The 24,050-nt window shown below is 42.1% G+C and carries 16 protein-coding genes and 2 pseudogenes; 15 read left to right on the top strand and 3 right to left on the bottom strand.

Going from position 1 to position 24,050, the window contains the following annotated elements; translation table 11 throughout:
• Positions 1-43: 43 nt before the first annotated feature.
• Together CDG79_RS16405 and CDG79_RS16400 are read left to right on the top strand one after the other, a co-directional pair.
• Positions 44-688, top strand: a complete 645-nt coding sequence (locus CDG79_RS16405; RefSeq protein ID WP_094343057.1) for a hypothetical protein — start codon at positions 44-46, stop codon at positions 686-688.
• 26 nt (positions 689-714) lie between these two features.
• A complete protein-coding gene (locus CDG79_RS16400) occupies positions 715-1,518 on the top strand; it encodes a hypothetical protein (protein ID WP_094343056.1) in 804 nt (267 codons plus the stop codon).
• A gap of 157 nt (positions 1,519-1,675) precedes the next feature.
• Here the strand turns inward: CDG79_RS16400 and CDG79_RS16395 are convergent, their stop codons facing one another.
• Positions 1,676-3,337 (bottom strand): efflux RND transporter periplasmic adaptor subunit, encoded by a 1,662-nt coding sequence (locus CDG79_RS16395; protein WP_094343055.1) that lies wholly within the window; start codon positions 3,335-3,337, stop codon positions 1,676-1,678.
• Positions 3,338-3,892: 555 nt separating this feature from the next.
• Here CDG79_RS16395 and CDG79_RS45495 point away from each other — a divergent pair.
• From CDG79_RS45495 to CDG79_RS16380, 3 genes and pseudogenes are all read left to right on the top strand, one after another.
• A pseudogene (locus CDG79_RS45495) lies at positions 3,893-4,594 on the top strand (IS982 family transposase); the annotation flags it as partial.
• A 206-nt stretch (positions 4,595-4,800) separates the two neighbouring features.
• Positions 4,801-6,834, top strand: coding sequence for a hypothetical protein (locus CDG79_RS16385; protein WP_094343054.1), 2,034 nt, complete (start codon positions 4,801-4,803; stop codon positions 6,832-6,834).
• A 22-nt stretch (positions 6,835-6,856) separates the two neighbouring features.
• Positions 6,857-7,492, top strand: a complete 636-nt coding sequence (locus CDG79_RS16380; protein WP_094343053.1) for a hypothetical protein — start codon at positions 6,857-6,859, stop codon at positions 7,490-7,492.
• Between the two features lie 40 nt (positions 7,493-7,532).
• On the opposite strand, the gene CDG79_RS16375 is transcribed toward CDG79_RS16380, so the two are convergent.
• Positions 7,533-7,970: a four helix bundle protein gene (locus CDG79_RS16375; RefSeq protein ID WP_094343052.1), complete on the bottom strand. Its 438-nt coding sequence runs from the start codon at positions 7,968-7,970 to the stop codon at positions 7,533-7,535.
• Between the two features lie 142 nt (positions 7,971-8,112).
• Here CDG79_RS16375 and CDG79_RS16370 point away from each other — a divergent pair, with 142 nt between their 5' ends.
• The 7 genes from CDG79_RS16370 (at position 8,113) to CDG79_RS16340 (ending at position 17,963) form a co-directional block, all read left to right on the top strand.
• On the top strand, positions 8,113-11,448 hold the full coding sequence (locus CDG79_RS16370; RefSeq protein WP_223278181.1) for a hypothetical protein: 3,336 nt from the start codon (positions 8,113-8,115) through the stop codon (positions 11,446-11,448).
• A gap of 33 nt (positions 11,449-11,481) precedes the next feature.
• Positions 11,482-12,300 (top strand): hypothetical protein, encoded by an 819-nt coding sequence (locus tag CDG79_RS16365; RefSeq protein ID WP_094343051.1) that lies wholly within the window; start codon positions 11,482-11,484, stop codon positions 12,298-12,300.
• Positions 12,301-12,302: 2 nt separating this feature from the next.
• Positions 12,303-13,436 carry a hypothetical protein gene (locus CDG79_RS16360; protein ID WP_223278180.1) on the top strand — a complete coding sequence of 378 codons (1,134 nt, stop codon included), beginning with the start codon at positions 12,303-12,305 and terminating at the stop codon, positions 13,434-13,436.
• Positions 13,437-13,521: 85 nt separating this feature from the next.
• Positions 13,522-14,253 (top strand): hypothetical protein, encoded by a 732-nt coding sequence (locus tag CDG79_RS16355; protein ID WP_223278179.1) that lies wholly within the window; start codon positions 13,522-13,524, stop codon positions 14,251-14,253.
• A 17-nt stretch (positions 14,254-14,270) separates the two neighbouring features.
• Entirely contained in the window at positions 14,271-15,905 is a 1,635-nt protein-coding gene (locus CDG79_RS16350; protein WP_094343049.1) for a TrbI/VirB10 family protein, read from the top strand.
• On the top strand, positions 15,902-16,672 hold the full coding sequence (locus CDG79_RS16345; protein ID WP_094343048.1) for a hypothetical protein: 771 nt from the start codon (positions 15,902-15,904) through the stop codon (positions 16,670-16,672). The genes CDG79_RS16350 and CDG79_RS16345 overlap by 4 nt, the downstream gene beginning before the upstream one ends.
• 157 nt (positions 16,673-16,829) lie before the next feature.
• Positions 16,830-17,963 (top strand): S1 RNA-binding domain-containing protein, encoded by a 1,134-nt coding sequence (locus CDG79_RS16340; protein WP_094343047.1) that lies wholly within the window; start codon positions 16,830-16,832, stop codon positions 17,961-17,963.
• A gap of 45 nt (positions 17,964-18,008) precedes the next feature.
• Here CDG79_RS16340 and CDG79_RS16335 read toward each other — a convergent pair whose 3' ends face one another.
• The gene (locus CDG79_RS16335) at positions 18,009-20,708 is read right to left on the bottom strand and encodes a hybrid sensor histidine kinase/response regulator (protein ID WP_094343046.1); all 2,700 of its coding nucleotides are present in this window, start codon (positions 20,706-20,708) and stop codon (positions 18,009-18,011) included.
• A gap of 202 nt (positions 20,709-20,910) precedes the next feature.
• Here CDG79_RS16335 and CDG79_RS16330 point away from each other — a divergent pair, with 202 nt between their 5' ends.
• From CDG79_RS16330 to CDG79_RS16320, 3 genes and pseudogenes are all read left to right on the top strand, one after another.
• On the top strand, positions 20,911-21,336 hold the full coding sequence (locus CDG79_RS16330; protein ID WP_094343045.1) for a phosphotransferase: 426 nt from the start codon (positions 20,911-20,913) through the stop codon (positions 21,334-21,336).
• A 6-nt stretch (positions 21,337-21,342) separates the two neighbouring features.
• Positions 21,343-22,839: an ATP-dependent DNA helicase gene (locus CDG79_RS16325; RefSeq protein WP_223278178.1), complete on the top strand. Its 1,497-nt coding sequence runs from the start codon at positions 21,343-21,345 to the stop codon at positions 22,837-22,839.
• A gap of 513 nt (positions 22,840-23,352) precedes the next feature.
• Positions 23,353-24,050, top strand: a pseudogene (locus CDG79_RS16320) (hypothetical protein); the annotation flags it as partial.

Below are 24,050 nucleotides of genomic sequence, written 5' to 3'. Positions count from 1 at the left end.
AGCAAACCTTTTTTTGAATTAAGTTGAGCAATAGAGGTAAGTGATGGCGAAAGCAAAACGTAGCGGTGTAAAAGGGTTTGGTAAACCACCTAAGCCACCATATCTCGATAGCTCATTAGATTTTGAAGAATTAGTTAACGGCAATCTGATTTTAGTAGCGAACGTAATCACTGACGAGACTAAAGGGATTGGAGATGCCTTTACATTTATAAAATATAACGAGCTGACTGACGAATTATCAGATTTTAGGTCAGCTATTGCTACAGCATTTGACTCCTCATTGATTAGACTGGCGAAGCGGCGACGAATTGAAGAAGGTAAGGGTTTACTAACTCTGACTCCAAAACATTATCGTCAAGAATGGGGGCTTAGTGATAGTTCTGACGGTAAAATAGTTTTTAATTGGTGGACTTTAGCAGAGTTGAAAGTTGCTCAAGAACGGAGCTACATATTTGGTGGAACCCGAATTCTTGCCAGATTAACAGAATCTCTAATTATGCATTCTCAAGAAAGGTTTCCGGTTATCTACCACGCTGTTCCATGTACAAGTGGAAATGATCAGGTAAATTATATGCATCTCATGTTTACTGTTCCACTCAGTTCCAACGAAGCAGCAGAATTTCTTAGTATCAATATAATTGAACGTGAAACTACACCTTTAACAGAACTTTTACCTCCTACTTCCTAAAAAGTCCCTTAAAAACAAACAATACTATGTCTAAAATCCGTATTGGCAATACTATAGTTAAAAGTAATGAAAAGTTAAGACAAATACAATCACAAGTTTTTACTCATTATGGCTATCAAAAAGTGAATGATTTTTTGCTCAATGATAGCAGAGATTTTAGAGTTGTATTTGATATGTTATGGGAAAAATATCATAGTCAGCCCAAAATTTTTTATGATTCTACCTTAATAAAGGTACTAGAGGAATCTAAATCATTTAAAAAGTTTATACTAGCCGTTAATATACAAACAATTTCTCAGATGAGAATTCCTTTTGATAAATTTTATATCCCGTGCTTAAAAGAATGTTATCAGAATTATGAGACTGATAAAGAAACAGGTGCTAGAGGTTGGGTAGTCGGTGTTATTCCTTTTCTCGGTGCTACTTACCCTGAACGTCGAAAATTTTTATCGAATTTAATTGACTCTTTAGATATTACAGAAAATATTAATTCAGGAAGAATTATTTATTTAGATAAGCATCTAGCTTTAACTTATAAACAAGATGATTCTAAAAACCAAGCGTTAGGAGAACTATTGTTTGCAGCAAGACGTTCTGAAGATTTATGGTCTTTTGATCAAACAGATGTTTTTGTACCTGTAAAATCATTACGTCAAGCTAAAATTGCTTTAGCTAATTACCAAGGTAAGCACCGAAAAGGCGAATTAGTAGGAAACGATTCTGCACGTTTTTCCAGATTTTTAGGCTTGGATATTAGAGATAGCTATGCATATATGCCTGACTATGAAGAATTAGCTAATTATAGAGGAAAAGGCTTCCAAAAACCATAATTAATTGTTAATCGCTACCAATAAAAGCTAAAAAAATTATGCAGTTAATAAACTTGATTTAATCTAATAATTTAATTATACTGCCCAAAAGGTTACAGTTTTGGATACTTTGAATTGGATGAAAAAATCGCCCATTTAATAATGGCACTCAGTATTTTTATTGTTGAGTATTTTTACTAATAATTATGACTTTTGATTCTTCATGAGGTGCATGATGGTTATCATCTAGGTTTGTAGAATAATTAGAAGAATCTTCTGCTAGGTTGTGGGTAAGTTCTGGCGTTACTGGAACAAGTTGATGATTGCTGCGACGACCCACCATAAAAGCTATTAGAGCTATTGCAGCCCCCCCACCTGCTCCTAGTAACCACAATGGTACTGTTTTAACCTCTGTTGTCTGCGATGAAACTTCTGTGTGTTCATCTGCTTTTACATGGGTACCACCTCGCAGAGATTGGGCGTAAAGTTGCGGTGCGCGTTGGGTGACAATCATATCTCCCTCGAATAAGCCACTCTTGACTTCAACCATATCGCCAGAAGTCTGACCTAATGTGACTTCAACTGTTTGGTAAGCATTACCACTCTGCACATAAACAACTTTCTTCCCATTCGCGTCTACCACTGCTGAGGTAGGAATAGCTGAAATAGCTGCTGATATTTGGTCTGTTAAAACTTCTAGTTCCGCAAACATTCCGGGTTTGAGTTGTCCGCGTGAGTTATCTATCTCTGCTTGTACTGGTACAACTCTTGTTTCTCCCTCTACCATTGTACCAATGCGGGAAATTTGACCAGAAAAAGTGCGATCGCTCACACTAGCAACTTTTAATCTAATTCTCTCACCAATTCTTACCTTACCTAAATCTTTTTCATAAATATTAGCTGTAGCAAAAAGCCGACTATCGTTGACAATCGTCATCAATTTGCCACCGGCATCATTAAAAGTTTGACCAATAGTCACTTCTCTATCAGCAACCTTACCAGAGATAGGAGCAGTTACTGTCACTAATCCTTTAGAATTTGGGAGATTTCCTAGTTGAGCAAGTCGAGTTTGATAACTAGTATTACTGCGATTAATATTTGACTTTGCTAGTTGAACTGATGCTTGAGCGCGTTTGAGTTGATTTTCAGCCCCGATAACATCCCTGCGGCTCTTCGCTTTAGTAAGTTCGGCTTTTGCCTGCGCTAGCTGGGTTTGAGATTCCAGAGCATTGCGACGGGGTAAAGCGCCAGCATCAGCTAACTGTTTGTCTTTGTTGTACTTTTCTTGAGCAAAGTCAACTTGACTCTGTGCTTGAGCAATTTCCGAGTCGGCTATTTGTTGATATTTTTGATAATTTTGTTGAGCCAGTCTTAAATCAGCTTCGCTGTAGTGTAAATCAGCTTGAGCTTGTGCTAATTTATCCTGAGATTCCACACGCAATGTTACTAAATCTGGGCTAGTAACAACAGCAAGGGGTTGACCTTTTGTTACTGATGCGCCAGGTTCCACCAACAATTCAACTACTTTCGCTCCTTGAATTGGGGTAGTCACTTCTACTTTTTGGCTGGGAAGAGTCTCTATTTGTCCAGTAGTTTTGATGCCAACAGCTAACCTTTGATGTTGGACAGGCTCGACTTTAATCCCTAGACGTTTGGCTGTGTCAGCATCAACCTGAATAGAATTATTCGTTGCAGTGGCATCACTTCCTGCTTGAAATTCATTTCCATGTCCGCCATGAGCCATAACAACTGTGGGACTTGCTAATAACAGCAGGCTCAGGAATGTGCCAGAAACACAAGCAATAGCTGTAGGTGTTTGGGAACGCAGAGAGTTAGACATTGCTATTAAAAGTCCTTGAGTATGGGAGAGAGGATATTGCGAACGGTCAAAAGTACTTTTAAGTTTTAGAAATACACTCTCTTACTAGTCTTTCATTCAGAAATGAAATTAGGATGAAATCAAGTTTTGACCGCTCTCAGAATCACATCACTCTAAACACAACTGGAATTCAAGAAAGCAAGTGTTCTCTATCTATTTGGCATTGGATACTTGCATTATGCTTGACATAGATACTTTTGCTTCTCTTCAGGTGACGCTCTTACTGAGGCTGGACTACTCGCTAACACCAGTTCCCTAACTTGGGAAACCTCTTAGGGTGAAGCTCTTAACGTCGCTAACACTGAGTTCGCGGAGCGTCTCAGTGTTAGCGTTAGCGTCTCCATACCCCTCCGGGGATCTTGCTACGCGTAGCGCCCCGTAAAGCCTGCGGCATAGCTACGCTTAGGGCGCAGTCTCTCGTAGAGAAGGAAAGATAGCCAGTTCCCTACGGCGGGAAACCCGCCTACCCTGCGGTTGTGGTAGTAGGGTTTGATGCTTGGTTTTGGGAAGTGGGTACAGCAATGGTGTTCAGCTTTTCCAGGTCTTCCCAGTTATCAACGATTTATTGAATGGATACCATCAACGATGATACCTTTGTGCGTCTATCTGAAGCATTGTTTAGGACAGTGTACGGGTATCGGTTTTATCGATGCAACCAGTCTGAAAGTCTGCCATAATCGTCGCATTTCTCGCCATCGGGTGTTTAAAGGTTTAGCCTCTCGTGGAAAGACTTCTGTAGATTGGTTTTTTGGGTTCAAGCAACATAAAAGTCGTCAATGAGCTTGGTAAACTCTTAAATGTTACTCTCACTGCTGGTAATATTGATGACCGTAAACCAGTTCCTGATTTACTCAGTGGTCTGTTTGGCAAAATCTTTGCCGATAGAGGTTATGTCTCCCAAAAGCTAGCTTCTCAACTTTTATAAGACTTCGGAATTGAATTTTTTGCCAAACCTCGTCGCAACATGAAAAATAAGCTCATGCGTCTTCATGATAAGCTTTTCTCCCGCAAACGCTCAATTATTGAAACAATTAACGACCAACTCAAGAACATTTCTCAGATTGAACACTCTAGACACCGATAGCGAAGCGGTAGCCGGTACCCCGGCGTCAGCCCGTCAATTTTTGTGTTAACGTTTTGTGCGGATTAATCGCTTATTGTCATCAACCTAAGAAACCCAGCCTTCAACGGGAGTGGCTTTTACCTTCATATGTTTAACCCGAACTCAGGTTAATTGAGATTTCTGATGGCTTAAGTCTTCCAGAACCCAGGCTTGGACTAAAGACAAAAATTCAAGAATTACGTTTGAAAGGCCAGGAGTCAATAATAGCCAACTGGACAACTTATAAATCGCCATTTGGTCTAGCTGCTTCCAGATCAAGCCTTGTTAGACTAACTGCTAAGGCAATCAGCTTTGAGTACCTATGGCTACCAAAACACTGACCAAACCTAAGCAAAGACAAAATTCTCAAAATCGCTCATGGGAAAACCTGACAGATCGCCGCAAACTCCGCCATATTGAAAACACATTGGATAAAGCGATCGCATCCTCAATTCAGGATGATTCTATCCAATCCCACGAAGACTTTAAAGCCTATGTAGAAAATTACAGCCAGGAATCAGGTAAAGCCCCCATCACAGTAGAACTCTGTGTTGGAGGTGGAGATGATGACGAGATTAGAGGCTATCGCTTCTATCTCACCAATGATCCGAACCACAGAACCAGTGGCAAGTACTTGATTAAAAACCTAGAAGGAATTACCAGCAAAGATGAAAACTACTTCACCCCTTCTAACATTGCTGAAATTTGCGGTTTTGCTGAAACAGAACTAGATGATCTCGATGATGAATTAGAAGATGACCTGCTCGATTTAGATGAAGAAAATGAAGAAATAGATGATACAAACGATGAACTAGACGACCTATTAAATGACGATTTCAACACCAAACTTGATGACCTAGATGACTTAGGTGAAGAAGACGAGCCATCTGTTAGTCGTGTTAGCGCAGCCCAAACTAAAACTCAAGCCAAAACTTCAACTAAAACCCAAAGTAATTCTCAGCCTAAAACACAACCTAAAACTCAAGACAGAGCTAAGACCAATAAAACTGCTGCCAAAAACTCCAAATCCAGAGAACCTCTAGACGAAGCTTCGCGTTTAAGTGCCACAGCTGCCACCAACGGACGAGAAGTGAATGGGGTGAATTTGGCAGGCTTAACAGGTCAACTGGCATCTCTGGGAATTGCGGTAGGACAAGGTGTTTTGGAACAGCTAGCAGCCGAAGCTGATTCCAAGCGGCTTGAACGAATTCTCAAAGAACTGCAACAGCAGAATGACCGCGTAGATAACATAGCCAGTCGCTTGCAAGAAGCAAAACCGGACTCACCAGAGTCTCAAAAGTCTCAAGATTTTCAAGATTTTCAAACTGTATCTGAAGAGTCAGCCGCAGACAATCCACTGGCTGTAGCTGCTACCAAAATTGGCTCGAAAGTAGACAATCTTGGTTCGCAAATAGACCCCAAATACCAATCTCAACCATTTGAATTAAATAAGGATGCCAGCGTCAGCGAACAGCTTGACCAAATTGAAGCCTACCTGAAAGTTCTTTCCAAGCGACTTGACCGTTTAGAAATGGTAATTAGCCGATTGGAAAAACAGATGGCAGCACCACAGAATAATTCTACTGTTGTCGAGTCAGAAACTGATGCAGATATTGTCCAACCTAACTCTGCTAACCAGCCACCAGCAGACGTTGACATTTTAGAACATCTAACGAAACGCCAAGCACAGCAACAACAAGCTGCCTGTGCCGATGCTTTAGTGGGGTTTGCCAAAGTAGCTGGTGAATTATTTGACCAATCTCCCCAAGCAGGTATCGCCATTTCCAGTAACAAAACTTTATGGGTAGAAGCACAGGACAAGCAGGTAGCGATCACCTTAGAAAATACCCAAGGTGAAACACTCTTTGCTGGTACTCGCACTCAGGGACAGTGGGCGATCGCACAAGACAATCTCACCCCTGATGAAAAGGCTGGCATCTGCAAACTCCCACAGTCGAAAGAAGAATACGCCCTCAAAGCCAGTACCCAAGCATTAATTCAAAAATTTCAAGAACAACTACCTAACCGATTTAACAGCAATGATGAACCCACATTCACCTGGACTGAAAAGGGCAAAGTCAAGTACGAATTTGAACTAGTAAAACTGCCCAATGGTACAAGGCTACTTCAAGGATTTAACCCTAATCGTAACGATGAACAAGTGCTTGATGCCGTTTTAGTACCAGGGCAGCCCCCGGAGATTTTGCAGTGTAGCATCCCCCTGCGTGAGATAGAAACGCTGCTGGACAATCAGCAATCAACTCGCTCTACCCAAGCCCAGACTGATAAAGATACTGCAAGGCAACGCCAGAAACAAACTCAAAGAAAAGCCAGCAAACCAGAAATGCAAGTTTAATTCTACAAACGAGAACAAAAAAATGAACAACACAAAATCTCACATTTCTCAGTTAAAACTGCTGTCATCTCGGAAATTTTCAACCAACTTGAGAAACCTGAAAATCAACCGCACGGACTTACTTTTCATTTTACTATGTCTTGCGATTGGAATTTATTTGTTAGCTACCAAACCCCTATTCGTCACTATTTTGGGATGTGCCACCATTGTTTTCTTGAGTATTGGGTATGTAATTCGGACAGTACCAATTTTAGAAAAGTATTTAGGTAGAAAAATTCGCTTTTGGCATATAGTTGCCGCCATTATCACTGTTACCGCTTTACTCGATACCTTTACAACTCCAGCCCAAGCTATTTTCTTAAGTGGGTTGGAAAGCTTCTTCAACAATTTAGCCCAACAAAGTTCCCAAGCCGGAGGCGGTTCTACTAGCACTTTGGATGCCAACGTTGTTGGTTTGACATTCAACCTCATCCGAGGTGCATTCTTGCTGCTGGTTGCTGCTGCTTCTCTATTTGCCTATAACCAAGCACAGCAAGGTAACGACTGGCGACCGATTGTTACTCAAGTTGGTTTAGCGTTCTCCATCGTAATTGCCATTGATGTCATCACTTTCATATTTGTCGGTAATGGCACAGGAACAACATCAGCCATCAGGTAAACCCTCACTGGGAGCAGGGGATGCAGGGGACGCAGGGGGGTTAGTGATTTCTCAACCAAGGTGATGGATTATTAATCATATTCACCAGACCAGATAAAACTTGGTTGTAATTTGCATAAATTTCTCGTCCTAATTCTACATTTATGTAGTTGCATTTGACAGCAAATTCAATCCAGGTTTGAGTTTCGGCAGCTTCTACTTGTCTACGACACGCTCCGCGAACGCAATCATTTAATTTAGCGATAAAAGCTGCTTCATAACGCCGTTTTCTCCATGCTTCTGCCATATTTGCACACACAGAACGTGATAGCGAAGCGGTAGCGAGTCTTCGAGCGTCTGATCTACGAATTTGATCAGTTAACGAATATCTCTCCTCGACAGGGAACTTCTTTGATAACTCAAAAATTTTCATTGCTGCTTCAAAGGCAATTTTATAAATTCCCAAATCTTTATGATCTTTGATTGCTTCTTTATTCATTGTTTTGCCTCCCCTGCTCCCGAAGCCTCCCCTGCCTCCCCTGCTCTCTTCACCATAATCTCACTTTTTCGCGTTGCTCCCCCCTCACTTGTCACTTCTTGGTTGACTGACTACTAATGCAGCACTAGAGAATTACACAAATATGGCACAAGACAATCGAGAATTCATCAAAGTCAATCGGATTCTAGGCAAGCAAGCCAGCATTGGGCCAATTCCGGCTGAACAGCTACTTCCTTGGATTGCCATCATTGTAGTTTGCTATGTTCTCACCAATGGTTTACTCAGTTTGGGTATGGGTTGGTTCTTTGCCACCTCGTTCTGGCTAATTATCAGTTGGTGGATTCTCACAGGCAAACAGCCCCATCAGTTTTTAGATCGATGGCGTAATCCACCGGGAACAGAGTGGTGCAATAGTAACAGCATTTACATCTCACCGATCCCTGAATATCGACCCTGGTGGGTGCGTCGGCGTTACGCAGACTCGCAAGTGCAAATCCGATTCAAGCCGCTGATTGTACCGAATCAATATGGAGGCAAAAGTAAGCTCATGCCCTTCCAAAATGAGGTAAACATCTGCTGTATTGCAGAAATTAAGAAGGATGATCGTGAAGTGGCTGCCCTGTTATTGGATAAAGGCAACTCTCAGTATCAACTCGTGTTTGGGTTTCGCATCGCTGGACTGCATGACATACTCCATGAAAATGAGGTCAGCGAATTTGCCCACTCTATCGAAGAGGGTTTGAAAGAACTACCTCCCGGTGAAAAAATTACCTTTTGTACAGGCTGTTATAGTGATGATACTGAGTCATATCTCCTACACACAGACTTTACCAAGGGAGTACTCCACAAACGCCAAACCCCGCTTACTGCCTTAGCAGACAATTGCCACTTGAAACCAGTTTCTGTGCTGCTTCGCAACGAGCAATTGCGGGTGGAACAACTCAAGGAAGCAGGTTCTCGCCAAATCTGGAATCAAATCGCCTTCTGTACTTGGACGAGCGATGATGAAGCTGGTTCACAGCAAAAGGACTTTGTGGGTGGACTGATTGAAAAATGCAGAAAATTTGGCTCTTGGGCAGTTGAACTGATTACAGGGAACAAACGCATTTACCAAGAGGAGTTTTTCAAAAAGCTCTTACTGCAAGGGTTTCAGCAAGGATTTATCCAGTGGGAATTGCTGCTCAATACCAAAATTGGCTTAGAAGTAACACCTTGCAATGCTACAGATTTGTGGCAGTGGCTTTGGAATCGATTTAATGAGGGTGCAGCACCTCCTATTCCCCAAGTCATTACACTGAAGGAGACTGAGACGGGACTGGAGTTAACAGAAACCCTAACCACCGATAAACACATCTGTACATTACTGATTGAAGGACAACAGGGACGTTCCGCTTGTCCCGAACATCGGGGAGATAATGACCGAGTTTACCTCACAGGTAAAAGCAAGGTTTGTGGAGTCATGGTTGTAACAGATCCCCCCGTCGGTTGGTCTAATGCCCAAGAGCAGCTAAAGTGGGTCTGGAAAATCCTTGCTTCCAGCTACGTCCACGATACAGAAGCTTGGATTGAAATCAGCCGCAGCAATGACTTCTTAATCCAAGACAACCTGGCGCGTCAGGCAAAACAATCCAAAACAGCCCGCACTTTAGCCATAACTAAAGGACAAGGACGGGACGTTGGAGCGGAAATCAAACAGGAGGAATCCTTTGAAGCCCAACGACGACTTTATGAAGGGACGAAAGCGTTGCACTGTGCGCCTGTATTTCTAGTTTATCGTCACAGTGCCCAAGAGTTAACCCACGCTTGTAACTTGTTAGCTAACAGTTTTGAGACTGCCAAAGTCATTCGAGAGCGTAATATTGCTTGGGAAATTTGGCTGCAAACCCTGCCGATTACCTGCAAATGGTTGCTACACGGGGGTAATCTCAGCGAACGCAGAATAACTTTAGATACCCATACTGTGGCTGGGATTATGCCCCTAACTGTCCCCAAGGACATCGATAAACAAGGTGTAGAATTCCTTACCAGTCGTGGTGGCAAGCCTATTTATGTTGACTTATTTCACCAACAGATTGGACGCGCGCTAATTACAGGTACTTCCGGCTCAGGAAAGAGCGTTTTGGGATGGCGCTTTGCTCTAGAGGCATTAGCTAACAATATTCCTGTTGTTGGTATGGATATCTCTGCTAGTGGTAACAGCACTTTCAAGACGGCAATTGAACTTTTGGGGGAGCAAGGAGCATATTACGATATTTCCAGTGGCAGCAGTAACCTACTGGAACCGCCAGATTTGCGACGGTTCGACAAGTTAGAACGGGAACGGCGCATGGAATCTTGGAAAGACTTTATTCGCAAAGCATTAACAGCGATCGCAATGGGTAAAGTTGAAAACCCCCATCTAGCTCAACGGGTTGATGCTTTACTGGTGAAAGCTTTGGACGTATTTTTAAAAGACGCAGAAATTATTACTCGTTACAACCGAGCCTTTGAGATGGGCTGGCTTTCACCAGAATGGCAGCAGATACCCACGCTACCAGATTTCGTCAAGTTCTGCACTAGAGAACGTCTCAATCTCAGATCCTTTGAAGAGATTGACCGACAGGCACTTAACCAAATCCAAAATCAGGTTAGTGCTTTACTAGCATCTAGGTTGGGCAAAGCGATCGCTCGTCCCAGCACTTTTTCCCCGTTACCGGCGATTAAATTCTTTGCCCTCAGTGGATTGAGTAACGAACAAGATGCTTACTTGATGGCAATTAACGCTCATAGTGCCTGTATCCGTAATGCTTTATCCCATCCTAAGAGTTTGTTTATTGGCGATGAGCTTTCAGTATTATTACGTAAAGATGGCTTTGCCCAGATTATAGGCGAAACCTGTGCCACCGGAAGGAAAGAAGGCATTGCTGTTCTGCTGATGTCCCAAGACCCGGATACCATTTGCGAGTGTTCGACAGGCGCTCAAATTATGCAGAACATGACCTACCGGATTACCGGACGTATTACCAGTAGCGGTATTGCTTCTTTCCAACAGTATCTGGGCTATCCCGTCAATATTATCAGTCAGAATGCAACTGAAGCATTTTTGCCCCGTACCAGCGACTTTTATTCCTGCTGGCTAGTAGAAACAGGTGGTAGATTCTGGCGTACTCGCTTTTATCCTGGCGAAATGATGCTGGCCAGTGTTGCCAATAATCAGGATGAACGGGAAGCACGAGAACGGGTGATGGCTCAGTATCCAAATACCGCTAAAGGCAACCTGTTAGGACTGAGAGCGTTTACCGATGCTTACATTCCTGCTTTGAAGGAAAACAAAGGGTTTAAGCATATTGGTCAAGAGATACATCAAACCACAGCATTGCGTGATTGGGTAAGTCCTGCGGACAGGCCCCACCAAAGTGGAGCATCTCTGCAACAAGAAGGCGATCGCCAAGAAAGTAACGATGGCCAACAGGCTGAAAGTAGCCTGATTGCAAGTTGATATATCTAAAAACTGCATTAAGGAAGGTGAATCATGAAATCTAAACTTACCTTTATCAGATTGATGGCACTAATTCTAATTTTTGAACTTGGTTCTATCGCCAGTCCAGCCCTTGGTCGCACTCAAGACAACGATCGAGATCCAGTAGCTGCTGCTGTTAGTAACAAAACTACTGGTAGTAGTATTTTCACCTCAGACACAGCATCTCAAATCAATGATTTTGTCGGAGATGTCAAAAATTTTGCTCAAAATGACCTATTTAATCCTCTTGGCAATTTGCTCAATTCTGCCTTGGGTGCAATTCAAATTCCAGATTTAAACAAAGTTTTGGCTGGAATTATGAACGGTTCTGCCAACAACGATCCTGGTGCCGTGCTGTCTGAAACTTTGGAGAACAAAACCAATGGTCAAAGCTCTTATAGTATCCGTGAAGACCTTGGTAAATATGCTACTAGAACAATTGCCACAGAGATCGCTAATCAGGCTACTTTGAGCCAAACAGCCCAAAGTCAGATGGCTCAAATTAAGCAAGCTACTCAACAAGATACTCAAGAAAGCGTCAGCTTGGGTGAGGAATCCCAAAGTTTAGATGTCACCCAACAGATTTTGCAAAACCTATCCCAACAGACTGCCCTTACCAGTCGCGTCAACGAGCGGATGCTTATTGAAGCCCAGCAAGCACGCATTGACAGGGCATTGAGTAACACTTTAACCGCTCAAACAGCCAAGGAACTTTCAGCCATCAATACTGCCGATCGCCGTAAGAGTGTTGCCGCAGGCAATGCTGCCACTCAACAGGCGGGCTTATTGATCATGCCTGGTGGCATTACCCTTGGTTCTGACAAGCAGTAGCTTTGATTTCGACACTCATGATGCACATTATTGCTCAATCATTTCCAGTAACAGGCGGAGAATCCGATGCCCTAGAAATTATCTCCAGTTCTTTAGAACTTTCTCGCGCCACAGTTGAGTCGTGGAATACCGTCTGGCTAGTTACTTTAGATCCGCTCGGTTCAGCATTATGGATTGGCTTGATTAAATTGGGCATCACCTTGGGAGCCGCCAGCATCTTATTTGTGGCGTTGACTACTGGCAAGGAAATCATTGAAAAGCAATCATGGTCAGAACTGGCATCAATCTTTGTTTGGCCCATCGTAATTATGATTTTCTTGGGGGCCAACGGCAATATGCTGGCGAAGACAATTACTGTTATCCGAGGCTTCGCTTACAACCAAGTGCAAAGCGTTCTTCAGCTGCAAGTTGGTGAACTAACATTTCGAGATGCTATTACTAATGTGGCAATTAGCAGTATCGCTAGACAACAGCTAGAAAACCTCTATAGCGAATGTCAAGGAAAAGTTGGTACAGAGTTAGTTGAGTGCTGGAACTCGAAGCAAGCACAGGCACAGGCAATTGTTACCAAAGCTGAAGAGCAAGCTAAATCTCCACTCCAACCACTACGAGATTTTGGTAGTTTTCTCTGGAATAGAACTTTACCTGGTCAAATCGGTACTGCTGTTCAGTTTGCCAATGATCCAGGTAGTGTGTTTCGAGATACTGCCATCCCCATCATTCGCTTTATCCTGTATGCCCTGCAATGGGGCTTTGTAAATATTTTGGAAGCTGCTCTGTTGCTAACAGCATTATTTGCACCGATCGCAGTTGGTTTATCTTTACTGCCATTACAAGGTCGTCCTATTTGGGCATGGCTGACAGGGTTTATTTCCTTGTTTGGTGTTCAACTTGGTTACAACATTTTAGTAGGTTTAGCAGCCGTCGTCCTGGTGAAGTCGGGTGCTGAATTAGCATCTGATGTAGCATTTTTATGTTTCCTGAGCATCTTTGCACCAGTTTTGGCGGTATTGATAGCTGGAGGTGGGGGAATGGCAATCTATAACGGCATTTCTGCCAATGTCAAAGGTTTAATCGATATTTTTAGCAGTGCCATTGGAACTGCAACCAGTATTGCTCTACTCCGTAGGGGGTAATACCAATTTTGGATTTTAGATTAAAAACCTTTAACACAAGGCTGTTCGGTGGATTTTCAAACAATACTACTTATGCCAATTTGGTATGACTCTGCAAATTAAACGACTTCAAGCTCCATTGCTTCCAGAAGCCAAAAACCTCCTAGCTGTTTGCTTTATCTGCCTAACTGCATTTAACGGTCTGATATTTTTGTTGACTCTATTCACCGCTTTCAGGGTCAATAAAATCGCCGATCGCAAGACGACCTTTGCCCAGTTGGTAAATGGCGAGACAATCTACATTTCCGAGCAAGACCGCAACTGGCGTTATCCAGCTGTAATTCAAAAAGTAGTTAGTGACTGGACAACTTTAACATTTAACTGGGATGACAAACTCACTGGCACTAATCAACCAGACCAAGGCATTCAAGTTGGTAGAAATGGGCGCATTCCCACAAATACTTGGTTTGCTTCCCTGCTGCTAGAACCGGAATTTGCCAAAGCTTCTCTACCGAAGATTGCCGAATTAGTTCCTACCAGCTTCTTTTCAGGTCAGCTGCGTAGCACCACTATTATTTCCTATCTGTCAGAACCGAGAGCAGTACGACCTGGGGAATGGGAAATAGACATGATTGCTACCCGTATCTTAGTTGACCGCACAACTGGTAGAGATGAACGTATTCCTTTTAACCGCACATTTACCGTCCAAGCAGTGGAGATTCCCCGATCTCCTTTGGGTAAAGATGCTCCTCTGGTAGAACAGAAAATTTATGAAGTGCGATCGTCTGGACTGCAAATTACCAAGATGGTTGAGTTCAATTCTCAGCAACGACGCTAAAGGAAAAGGGTAGAATTATGACCAATTCAAATCAAAACCATGAATTTGACTACCTAAACGAGAACTCTGCTGATTATTCGTCAGAATTCAACAGTATTAACGGCAATCATCGCTCTAAGCAAGCCACTTTGGTTGCTGATGATGATATCAGCCCTGAAGAGGAGCAGTTGTTGGCAGGTTATAACCCTACCGCAAGTCACCTCATTTCCGAAGAATATCGCTTGAAACAAGATGCAGAAGGAGCAGTAGAGCGACCGTTAGCAGAAAAACCTAGTGTTCGACTAGGTTCAGTAGTTGCCTTAGTGGGAATCGTTATTGGCTCTGTAGCACTGATCTGGTTTGGATTTCTCCAACCGAAACCTCCTGTCAAACAAGTAGTCCAAACCCCTACTACATCTCCAAAAGACGAACCAGTTTTAGATGAATCTGCCGAACTTAAAAGCAGATTAGCCTTTCAAGACCAACGACAACAACTCAAAGTAGAACCTGTTGCGGCTAAATCCCCAAGTCCAACCCTACAAAATAAATCCAAACCAACGCCATCTCGACCTCAAGAGACTTTTTCACCGCGCACAACTCCTACATCACGCATAACACCAATAACTCCTGTAAGAATTTCTCAACCTGCGCCCCCAGTAGTGCGGTATATTTCTCCAAATCCTGTTAGTTATCAAGCTTCAACACCAATACGACAGCCTGAAAGGAATGTCGATCCTTTCCAGCAGTGGAGCCAACTAGCTAGCCTGGGACAGTCGCAAATCGGTAACTCTAAAGCAGCTGAAACTCAGTCAGAAGTTGCTCTTAACACTCAAACTCCAACAGGCTTGAAACCAACAGCTAGGGCATCCATTTCCACTCCCGAAGACCCTGGTATTCAAACAGTTTTAATTGGCTCCAAAAGCACTGATAGTAAAACTGATAACTTGACTCCAGGAATGGTAGGTATCCTCAATCGCACCCCTGTAGCTACAACCAATCTCAATGTAAATGAAACTAAAGAGGTAGCACTGGGTACATCTGCCCCAGCTAGAATTATCATGCCAATGATTTGGGATCAGGGAGGGAATAATCCCAGCGATCGCTTTGCTATCGAGTTAACCAAACCTCTCACAGCCACAGATGGCACGGTGGCACTCCCGGCTGGTACTGTTTTAGTAACGAAAACAGTGGCAGTAGGTAAAAAGAATAACTTAGTATCTGCTAGTGCGATCGCGCTTATTTACCCCGACTCCCAAGGCACAGTCAAACAGGAAACTATTCCGGCTGAAACTCTGTTAATTCGCGGTCGAGGACAGCAACCGTTAATTGCTAAAAAGCTGAATGATGTGGGGACAGATATTGCCCAACAAGATTTATTAGTTGGATTACTCAGTAGTTTGGGTAAAGTGGGAAGCATAGTGAATCAGCCCCGTACTCAATCTAGCACTGTTGTTTCTAGTGGCACTTTTAACCAAAGTACTATTACTAGTAACTCTAATCCTCAGATTTGGGCGGCAGCGCTGGAAGGCTTTTTTAGTCCAGTTAGTGAACGTCTGTCTAGACGCTCTGACCAAGCAGTGCAGGAATTACTAGAACGTCCAAATATCCAGTTTTTACCTGAAGGTACAGAAGTCTCGGTTGTCGTCAATAGTTTTTTGAAAGTTGAACGATGAAACAATTTGCTACTCTTATCATCGGCACTAGCACATTACTGCTCAGTGTGACAGCACCTGTTGTACAGGCACAAGCACAAACTCCTACATATCGCTTGATTGAACGGGATATGGCTGCAAGTAATAGGATTCAGGTTCAAGTTACTCCAGGACGTGCTACGCCTATTAGCTTTACTCAAACCGACGAGGCGATCGCCTACATTTTGGTAGCAGATCCTTCACGACTGGTCTACACCACAGATACAGATTTAAAAAGCGGACGCGCTACAACCATCTTTCTGAGGGCAATCCGACCACTAAAGTTTCCAGGGGCTACCACCACTGCCATTACTAACTTACTTGTGCAAACTGTAGACAAAACGGGACAAAAGCGACTCTACAACTTTGATATCGTTCCAGTGCGTAGAAACACTGGGTATCTTGGTATTCAGATTGCAAATGCGATTGTCTCCGGCACTGCGCCAAGACGCGGAGCGGCTTCTGAAAGTAGCGCAATCGCTGGACAGCAGACACTATTAATAGATAAAAATCGCAGAGCGAGAGTAGATGATATTGAAACCGGGCTGAGAATTGCTATTAATCGGGGTTACACCAACAAAAGCGATCCAGTTGTTCCTAAAGTGCAGCAAGTTTTATCTCTATTGCGAAATAGCAGAGTAACAATCCCAGAAGCAGCTACATCTGTTGGTGTTCCAGTTGAGGTTATTTCTGAATTAGGAAGAATCGCCTTAAATGACCGTTTACTCAGACTAGGACAGCAGCGCTAGAGGTGATGCACAGGGGAAAATAGAAAGGAAGTTAACAACTCTCAAATAGTTGACAATAGTGTTAACAAGCCGCTAAAAACCACAATATTGGTACGTATCTTTGTGAGAGTGCTAAATTGATTTTGTCTGTGAGTGATAGCGATATTTTTTTGAATCAATGAGAGTGACCTTTACCCAATCCTCCAATGAAGGTGTTTTCAGAGGATGGATTTTGCTCCGCATAGAAGCCAATGATATTTGCACCCAAATTTGGACATCATCTACATTCAATCCTTATAAAGAACTGTATATCTGGCTGGGGCAAATTCGAGACTTTCAACTACCTGCCAAAATGATAATAGATGAGGAAGGTCATGGAGTAGAGCTTATAGCTGAATGTTTGAGCGATCTATTTGTGCAATTCCGTATTGAGCCGTGGATGTGTGGGAATGATACTACAACACGTCTCAAGATTGCTACTGAGCGTTGTGAATTGATCAAGGCTTTTCATGATGGAGTCATCAAATTTCTTAAGGATGAGTATCAACCATCACAATGGTCGTATATTGATGATCTGAGCAATACAAATTGGGGATCTCTACTCAAGCCATCTAATATCTCTGGTGAAAATTGGCGAATACGTTTAGCAATGTACTGGGGAGGACGTGGCAGGGTTCCTGAAACCGGACGTGAAACCGTATGGAACCAAATCACCCTAGAACAACAATGGCTGGTAATCCTACATGATGTACTGCTATGGACTACACAATTAACAGCTAACGGTCAAATCACAGAAGCCTATGCACTTGTCAGCTTCTACAAAAATCTACCAATCGATCTTGCTTTAGGTGAATTTGATGCAAGTTGGTATGAGAAGCGAAGAATTGAGTTAAACAAAAAATATGGACTGTGTGAGTACTCTATAGAAAGACAAACACCTAAGAATTGCCGTTCTTCAGCAAAGGCGAGGTTGAAAACGCTTAAGCTTGGTCAACTTGTAGATGGCACTATCCGTGGAATTAAACCGTATGGTGTCTTCGTTGATATTGGGGGATATTATGCGCTATTACATATCAACGCAATTTCTCAACTAGCTATTAATCATCCAGAGGAGGTCTTTCAAGTTGATGACTGGATTAGAGCAATGATAGTCTGGATTGATGTTGAAAAAGGGCGAGTATCACTCTCAACTAGCGATTTAGAGACTGAACCTGGTGATATGTTAAGAGACCCGTTGGGTGTGTATGAAAAAGCAGAAGAAATGGCAGACAAGTACTATCAGAACGTCTTGTCAAAGCTGGAAGCTGAGTAGTGCAGTCTAGCATAGCATGAATTTAATTATATCTATTAGTATGGATCAAATTTTTAACACTTCAATGATCTTATCCACAAGTTCCATTGGCTTAATTGGCTTGGCAATAAAAAGTTGAAACCCTGCTTTTAAAATACGTTGCTCATTTTCAGCTCCAGCAAAAGCGGTGAGAGCGATCGCTGGAATTTGTCCCCCTTGTTCTATAGTGCGGGAGCGAACCTGACGAATCAAGGTAAAGCCATCCTCATCTGGCATACTGATATCACTAATCACTAGAGCAGGCGATTGCTGTTCTAAAAGTGCCAATGCTTCTTTTACTGATGCTGCCACTAATACATCTGCCGCGGCGCTCTGGAGGACAGTCTGCATTAACATCCGAGCATCTGCATCGTCATCCACAACCAGAATGCACAAGTTCTCCAATTGGGCAATTTCCTTATTCCCATGCAGCAATTCTCCTAGTACTAGTTCATCATTACTCAACTGCTTTGTCATTGTTACGATAGGTAGCCTCACCGTAAATGTCGAACCCTTGCCGAATCCCGCACTGGCTGCTGTGATATTGCCATTGTGGAGTTGTACTATGTAATGAGCGATCGCAAGTCCTAGCCCTAATCCACCAGCAGAACGAGTAGTGGAAGCGTCACGCTGACTAAACCGTTCAAAGACAAATGGTATAAATTCTGCTTCTATGCCCCTCCCTTGATCGATAACAGTAATCTGAGCTTGAGACTCAACTTGTTCCAACCTGACCTCTACACTTTGATTCTTGGAACTAAACTTGATTGCATTTGAAAGCAAATTCCAAACCACTTGTTGTAAACGAATGGCATCACCTAAAACGTTGGACACACCAGTATCAAGATGTAACTGAATTTGAATGCCCTTTGTTTGGGCTGACAATCGAATAGTATCTGCTGCTGACCGAATTACACTTGCTAGATCAACAGGTTCGATTTCCAAATTCATCTCGCCCTTCTGCATCCTAGCCAGATCCAACAAATCGTCAATTAAGCGAACTTGTAGATGGGCATTCCGCTCAATCGTTTCCAGTCCCTCAATTTTCAGTGCTTCATCCATCTCAGATTCAGTTAGCAATAGTTGCGCCCAGCCGTGGAGATTATGCATGGGAGTACGTAACTCATGAGACAAGACAGCGACGAATTCATCCTTTACTCGATTTATTTCTGCCAGTTCCTCAGTCTTTTGTCTCAGTTCTTCCTCTACACGCTTTTGTTCAGTGATATCAATGCCGATTAAAAATGCGGCTTTGTTCTGGTCATATTTTTGAGCCACAATTAAATAACTACGATCTGCGCTTATCGATTTCAACTCATATAATGCTTCAGATTGATCTCCAGCAAAGAAATTTTGCACGAACTCACGAAACCCATTACCACTAGCTAAAAAACCAATATCCTGACCAACAAAAGCTTCGGGAGACAAATTAAAACTATCAGCTAAGTGCTTGTTGACACCTAGATAGCACAAATCGGAACTGACCCAAGATACAATTCCAGGTACAGCCTCCAATACAGTCTGCAACTGATCTCTAGCTGCTTGCAATTTTCTTTCTGCCTGGTTGCGCTGGGTAATATCTAGAAATACACTTACACACCCCCGCACTTTTCCATCTTCATCAAATAAAGGGGCAGCATACTGCGACAGATTAATTCTCACACCATCATTACGAACCACCTCAATCTCAGAATCCAGTATTTCCACACCATGAGTGGTAGCATATTGCATAGCTAGTTCTTCTGGAGCTAGTTCTCTGCCTGACTGGTAAACTTTAAAGTTAGTTGGACGTTCATCATTAGGAGCGCTGAGAGAGGCATTTGCGTCAATAGGTATGCCAAGTAGTTTGGCAAGAGCCGGATTAGCTCGAATAGTTCGGCATTCTGGATCTTCTGCAATGCCAATGCCAGTTGGAATCACCTCTAATAAAGTTTGTAGTTCTTTAACTCGTCGATTTAAAGCTTGGTTTAACTTGATAATTTTTGCTTCTGCTTGTTTGCGGTTCGTGACGTTTTGGAAGATTGCCAAGCCAGTCAGAATTTTGCTATTTTCATCTTTGACTGGAAAAGTTTGTACTAGATAAACTTGATTGTTATAAGGGATTTCAATACACATTGGAGTACCCTGTAAGGTACTACGGTAAGCTGGTTCTATCAGTTCGTAAGTTTCAGGGAGAACAGTTTCGTGCAGCGTTTTACCTTGGAACTCCTCTTTTGGTAAACCAAAGATTTGCAGTTCTGTACCCTCAGCACCCATAAAGCGCATATCTCGATCAAAGAGAAAAACTACTCCATTGGGTAGATTTTGGGTTAATGTTCGGTATAGTTCCTCACCTTGGCGAAGTGAACGCTGACTCTGTAATAAATCTTTTAGATTGATTTGGGCTTCTGTTTTATCAGTATCTGACTGCTGTTTACTTGACTGAAAGTTAGCAGTTAGCGCACTGATTAATAGACCCTCGATAACAAATAATACAAATTCCAGACTATTGAGAGTAGAAGATGGGTTTGTAAAAAAGTAATGACTAGCTAAAGCAGCCAAAAACACTGATGTCAATCCTGAAATGATACTACCGTACCAAGTACTTATAGCGATAGCAATCAGCCACAAGCTGAAAGAACTTGTAATTCCGGTTAGATGCTCTAGTCCCAGCTTTACTAGCAAGGTTGCTCCCACACTGAAAAATGCAATCCTGTAAGGCAGGTATTTTTGTTTGATCAATAACATAGAGATGGGAGCAACGCTCCAAAGTGAGGCCGGATAAAAAACGAGCAATGTCTACGGCGGGCCACGCCTACGCTAAAAACTATTTTCAGTATATTAAAATATTAGGTATATTAAAACACGTATTAATGCGTAGTAAGATTTACTAGGTCTAATGTATGGTGACGAGCGCGAAAATTTGTAATGACAAGAATTAGCAAAACACCTGCTCAACATCTCGGAGACGATCTGGCAGAGGTGGCATAACTGGCTAGACGATGACACGTACTGGCCTGTACATTCTGCACTCATCCACGGTGACTTACACCCAGGACACATCTTGGTTGACCAGAACTACCGAGTGACTGGATTACTGGATTGGACAGAAGCCTCGGTTGCCAACCCAGCAACAGACTTCGCTCTTTACTACGCCATTTTTGGTGAATCCGCACTCTCTCATCTACTTCAGCAGTACCAACAGTCTGGGGGTCAAGTTTGGCCTCGAATGCACGATCACATCGTCGAATTGTATTGTGCCTACCCTGTCATGATTGCAATGTTCGTACTGCGAACAGGTGAAAAATCTTACATAGAACTAGCACAGATGATGCTGTCCACACATGAACAGCAAATTGTTGGTTTGGGATATTGATTGCTGATGATGCCGAATGGATATGGAAACATATTCCTCAAACCAGAAAGAGTGTTGTTTTTCGGAGAAGTAAAACCAACAGCTATCGCTGCATTGAGTGGATCAATTAATATAATTAGCGAAGCGATGATGATCCAAACACTTCCTACTTTCGCTGCAACAGGTTCTTTTCCATTTCAACTCACCCAACAGCAGCAAAAAGCTTTAGATGCAATGTGGACATTTATACAGCCAACTGTGATGGCTGCTTTATTTCTGCTGGTTGGCTATGCTGGAACTGGCAAGTCAACTATTGTTTTCCAACTAGTTAAAGTTCTTGTCGCTACGGGTAAGCGAGTTGTACTGACTGCACCCACTAATAAAGCTGTAGGTGTGCTGCAACGCATGGCGGCAGAAAATGGCGTAACTGGGGTAGAATTCTTCACCATTCACCAGTTGTTAGGACTGGGTATGGTAACTAGAGGTAAAGAGAAAGTACTTGACCAAACTGGGCCTTCTTATATCAATCTATTTGATGTTGTCTTTATTGATGAATGTTCCATGATTGGCAAACAACTCTGGCGCTGGATTGAGGATGTTGCTAACCAATCATCCACCTGGACAAAAATCAAAATTATTCTCATGGGCGACCCAGCACAGTTAAATCCAGTTAATGAAGGAAAATCCCCCAGTTTTCAAGTACCAGATAAAGCAGTATTGACTCAAGTTGTGCGTCAGGGAACTGGTAGTCCTTTGTTAGAGTTTGTCACTGCTTCTCGCTATGCAGTCACCAAGAGCAAGTTTCCTTTTGAGCCTTATGCCAAATATCTACCTGATAAAAGTAATGGGGCGCTGATGGTTAAACGTCAAACTTTGCTGCATTATGCCTGCAAAAAGATGAAGAGAGAATTTGCTCAAAACCCAGATTGTTTCCGAATTTTGTCCTGGACTAATACTCAAGTTGACTTTTACAATCATCAGATTCGCACACATTTATATGGTGAAAATATCAATCGCTTTATTCCTGGAGAGAGATTAATCACCAGAGAGCCTGTGATGGCTCCTGATGGTAAAACTACGATTCTTTCTACATCTACAGAGTTTACTGTTTTAGATGTTTTTGGGGATCGTTACAACAACTATGATACTTGGAGGTTAAAGGTAGAGACAGATGAAGGGATTGTGCGTCAAATCTATGTTCTGCATGAAGATGAGCAAAAACAATTTGACCAAGAAACCAAACGTTTACTCAAAAGTGCCAAGCGTAATCCCTTTCTGTGGAAGCAGTACTACAAACATTCAGAGCAGTTTGCTAACATCAGAAACTGCTTTGCATTAACTGTTCACAATAGCCAAGGTAGCACTTTCTTAGAAGCGGGTATTGATGGTAAAGATTTGAGTAAGCGACTTTATCCAGAACGAGGAGATGACAGTAAGGCAGTCCAGGCAAAGATTAGAGAGTTTAATCGTTTGTACTATGTTTCTAGCTCACGGGCTAGACAACGGATATTAGTTATCCGGTAATAATTGTGTATAGCAATCTCGACACAAAATTCTGATTAATCATTCGTCAACAATTCCGATTAATCATTCATGAACAATCAGAACCCCGATTTATCTAATAAATCGGGGTTCTGTGCCTTGTAATTTTCACAAATCAAATAAGCTAATGAGCATTTAAGTTGCATGAAAGCAGGGCTTAAGCCCTTACTAAAAGCGAATAAATCTGGAAAAATAAATGACGATTAGCTTATGATTGCTAGATTATGAAATCGAGATAGATAATGTATTATTAAACGTTTGCTCACTTTAATAACTGCTTAATAACTATATAAATCCTGTCTTTTTTTTACAAAAATTCGGCTAATAATCTGATTATAGCAGCTTTTTATTCTCCAATAATTTTGAAAGCTTATCTAGATTTAGTAACTACTTAAATGATTTTTATGAATAAAATTCTAGCTAAGTTTAGTAGCAAAAAGGTAAAGCTTTCGCTTTATTTTACTGAGGTAAAAAACATTATTCTTCCTAGTAAATGTGGTACAGGCAGTGATTACCAATTCAACCGAAACTTTTCTAAAAGACGCTGTTGTTGAAAGATATAACATCTCTAAGTTGAATAAAACTCGTATCCGTTTCAAAATTCAGTTAAAGAAGACAACCAAGAGTAATGCTCCAAAATGGACAGATGTTCTCAAATATTCTCAAGATGAACAAGAATCTGACTTAGTGAAGGTTACAACCTCAGAAGTTGGTTTAAAGGGCATCAAAGTTTTCAAAGCTTTAGACGAAGCAGCAAACCAATTAAGGCAAGAAATTGCTTCAGTCCAAGAATGGATGAATTATGACAATGGTGATTGGATTTGTTCTATAGACTTAGCGCCCTTGGTCTGGAATCAACTAATCGGAATTCGAGATAATATCGCACCTGTTTTACGCACTCAACTGAAAGAAGAGTATGAAAAGGGGTACACAGACTATCAAGAACGTATTGACAAATTTCTTTCACTCAATGCTTGGCAGTTATCTGTAGAACAACAACAAGAAGTTAAACAGAACTTAGCCAAAGCTTTTCCCTGTTTAGAGGAACTAGAGGACTATTTACAAGTAGTAATTGGTCGTCCTGTCATTATTCCCGCCATCAGTGAACAATTGTCAGAGAAACAAGCTGAATGCTTAGGGCAAATAACTCGGTTTATCGAACAGTATGACAGAAATTTAGAACAAACACTGAG

The organism is Nostoc sp. 'Peltigera membranacea cyanobiont' 232 (assembly GCF_002245985.1).
Classification (GTDB): Bacteria; Cyanobacteriota; Cyanobacteriia; order Cyanobacteriales; family Nostocaceae; genus Nostoc.
The sequence above is the reverse complement of the archived record's forward strand: the minus strand, read 5'-3'. Positions and strand labels throughout refer to the sequence as shown.

What these genes read in the sequence shown, in the direction of transcription:
- CDG79_RS16380 (WP_094343053.1), top strand. Translation starts at nt 6,857, where the DNA reads ATGAACAACACAAAATCTCACATTTCTCAGTTAAAACTGCTGTCATCT.
- CDG79_RS16400 (WP_094343056.1), top strand. Translation starts at nt 715, where the DNA reads ATGTCTAAAATCCGTATTGGCAATACTATAGTTAAAAGTAATGAAAAG.
- CDG79_RS16350 (WP_094343049.1), top strand. Translation starts at nt 14,271, where the DNA reads ATGACCAATTCAAATCAAAACCATGAATTTGACTACCTAAACGAGAAC.
- CDG79_RS16345 (WP_094343048.1), top strand. Translation starts at nt 15,902, where the DNA reads ATGAAACAATTTGCTACTCTTATCATCGGCACTAGCACATTACTGCTC.
- CDG79_RS16355 (WP_223278179.1), top strand. Translation starts at nt 13,522, where the DNA reads ATGACTCTGCAAATTAAACGACTTCAAGCTCCATTGCTTCCAGAAGCC.
- CDG79_RS16325 (WP_223278178.1), top strand. Translation starts at nt 21,343, where the DNA reads ATGATGCCGAATGGATATGGAAACATATTCCTCAAACCAGAAAGAGTG.
- CDG79_RS16370 (WP_223278181.1), top strand. Translation starts at nt 8,113, where the DNA reads ATGGCACAAGACAATCGAGAATTCATCAAAGTCAATCGGATTCTAGGC.
- CDG79_RS16340 (WP_094343047.1), top strand. Translation starts at nt 16,830, where the DNA reads ATGAGAGTGACCTTTACCCAATCCTCCAATGAAGGTGTTTTCAGAGGA.
- CDG79_RS16335 (WP_094343046.1), bottom strand. Translation starts at nt 20,708, where the DNA reads ATGTTATTGATCAAACAAAAATACCTGCCTTACAGGATTGCATTTTTC.
- CDG79_RS16375 (WP_094343052.1), bottom strand. Translation starts at nt 7,970, where the DNA reads ATGAATAAAGAAGCAATCAAAGATCATAAAGATTTGGGAATTTATAAA.
- CDG79_RS16385 (WP_094343054.1), top strand. Translation starts at nt 4,801, where the DNA reads ATGGCTACCAAAACACTGACCAAACCTAAGCAAAGACAAAATTCTCAA.
- CDG79_RS16365 (WP_094343051.1), top strand. Translation starts at nt 11,482, where the DNA reads ATGAAATCTAAACTTACCTTTATCAGATTGATGGCACTAATTCTAATT.
- CDG79_RS16405 (WP_094343057.1), top strand. Translation starts at nt 44, where the DNA reads ATGGCGAAAGCAAAACGTAGCGGTGTAAAAGGGTTTGGTAAACCACCT.
- CDG79_RS16395 (WP_094343055.1), bottom strand. Translation starts at nt 3,337, where the DNA reads ATGTCTAACTCTCTGCGTTCCCAAACACCTACAGCTATTGCTTGTGTT.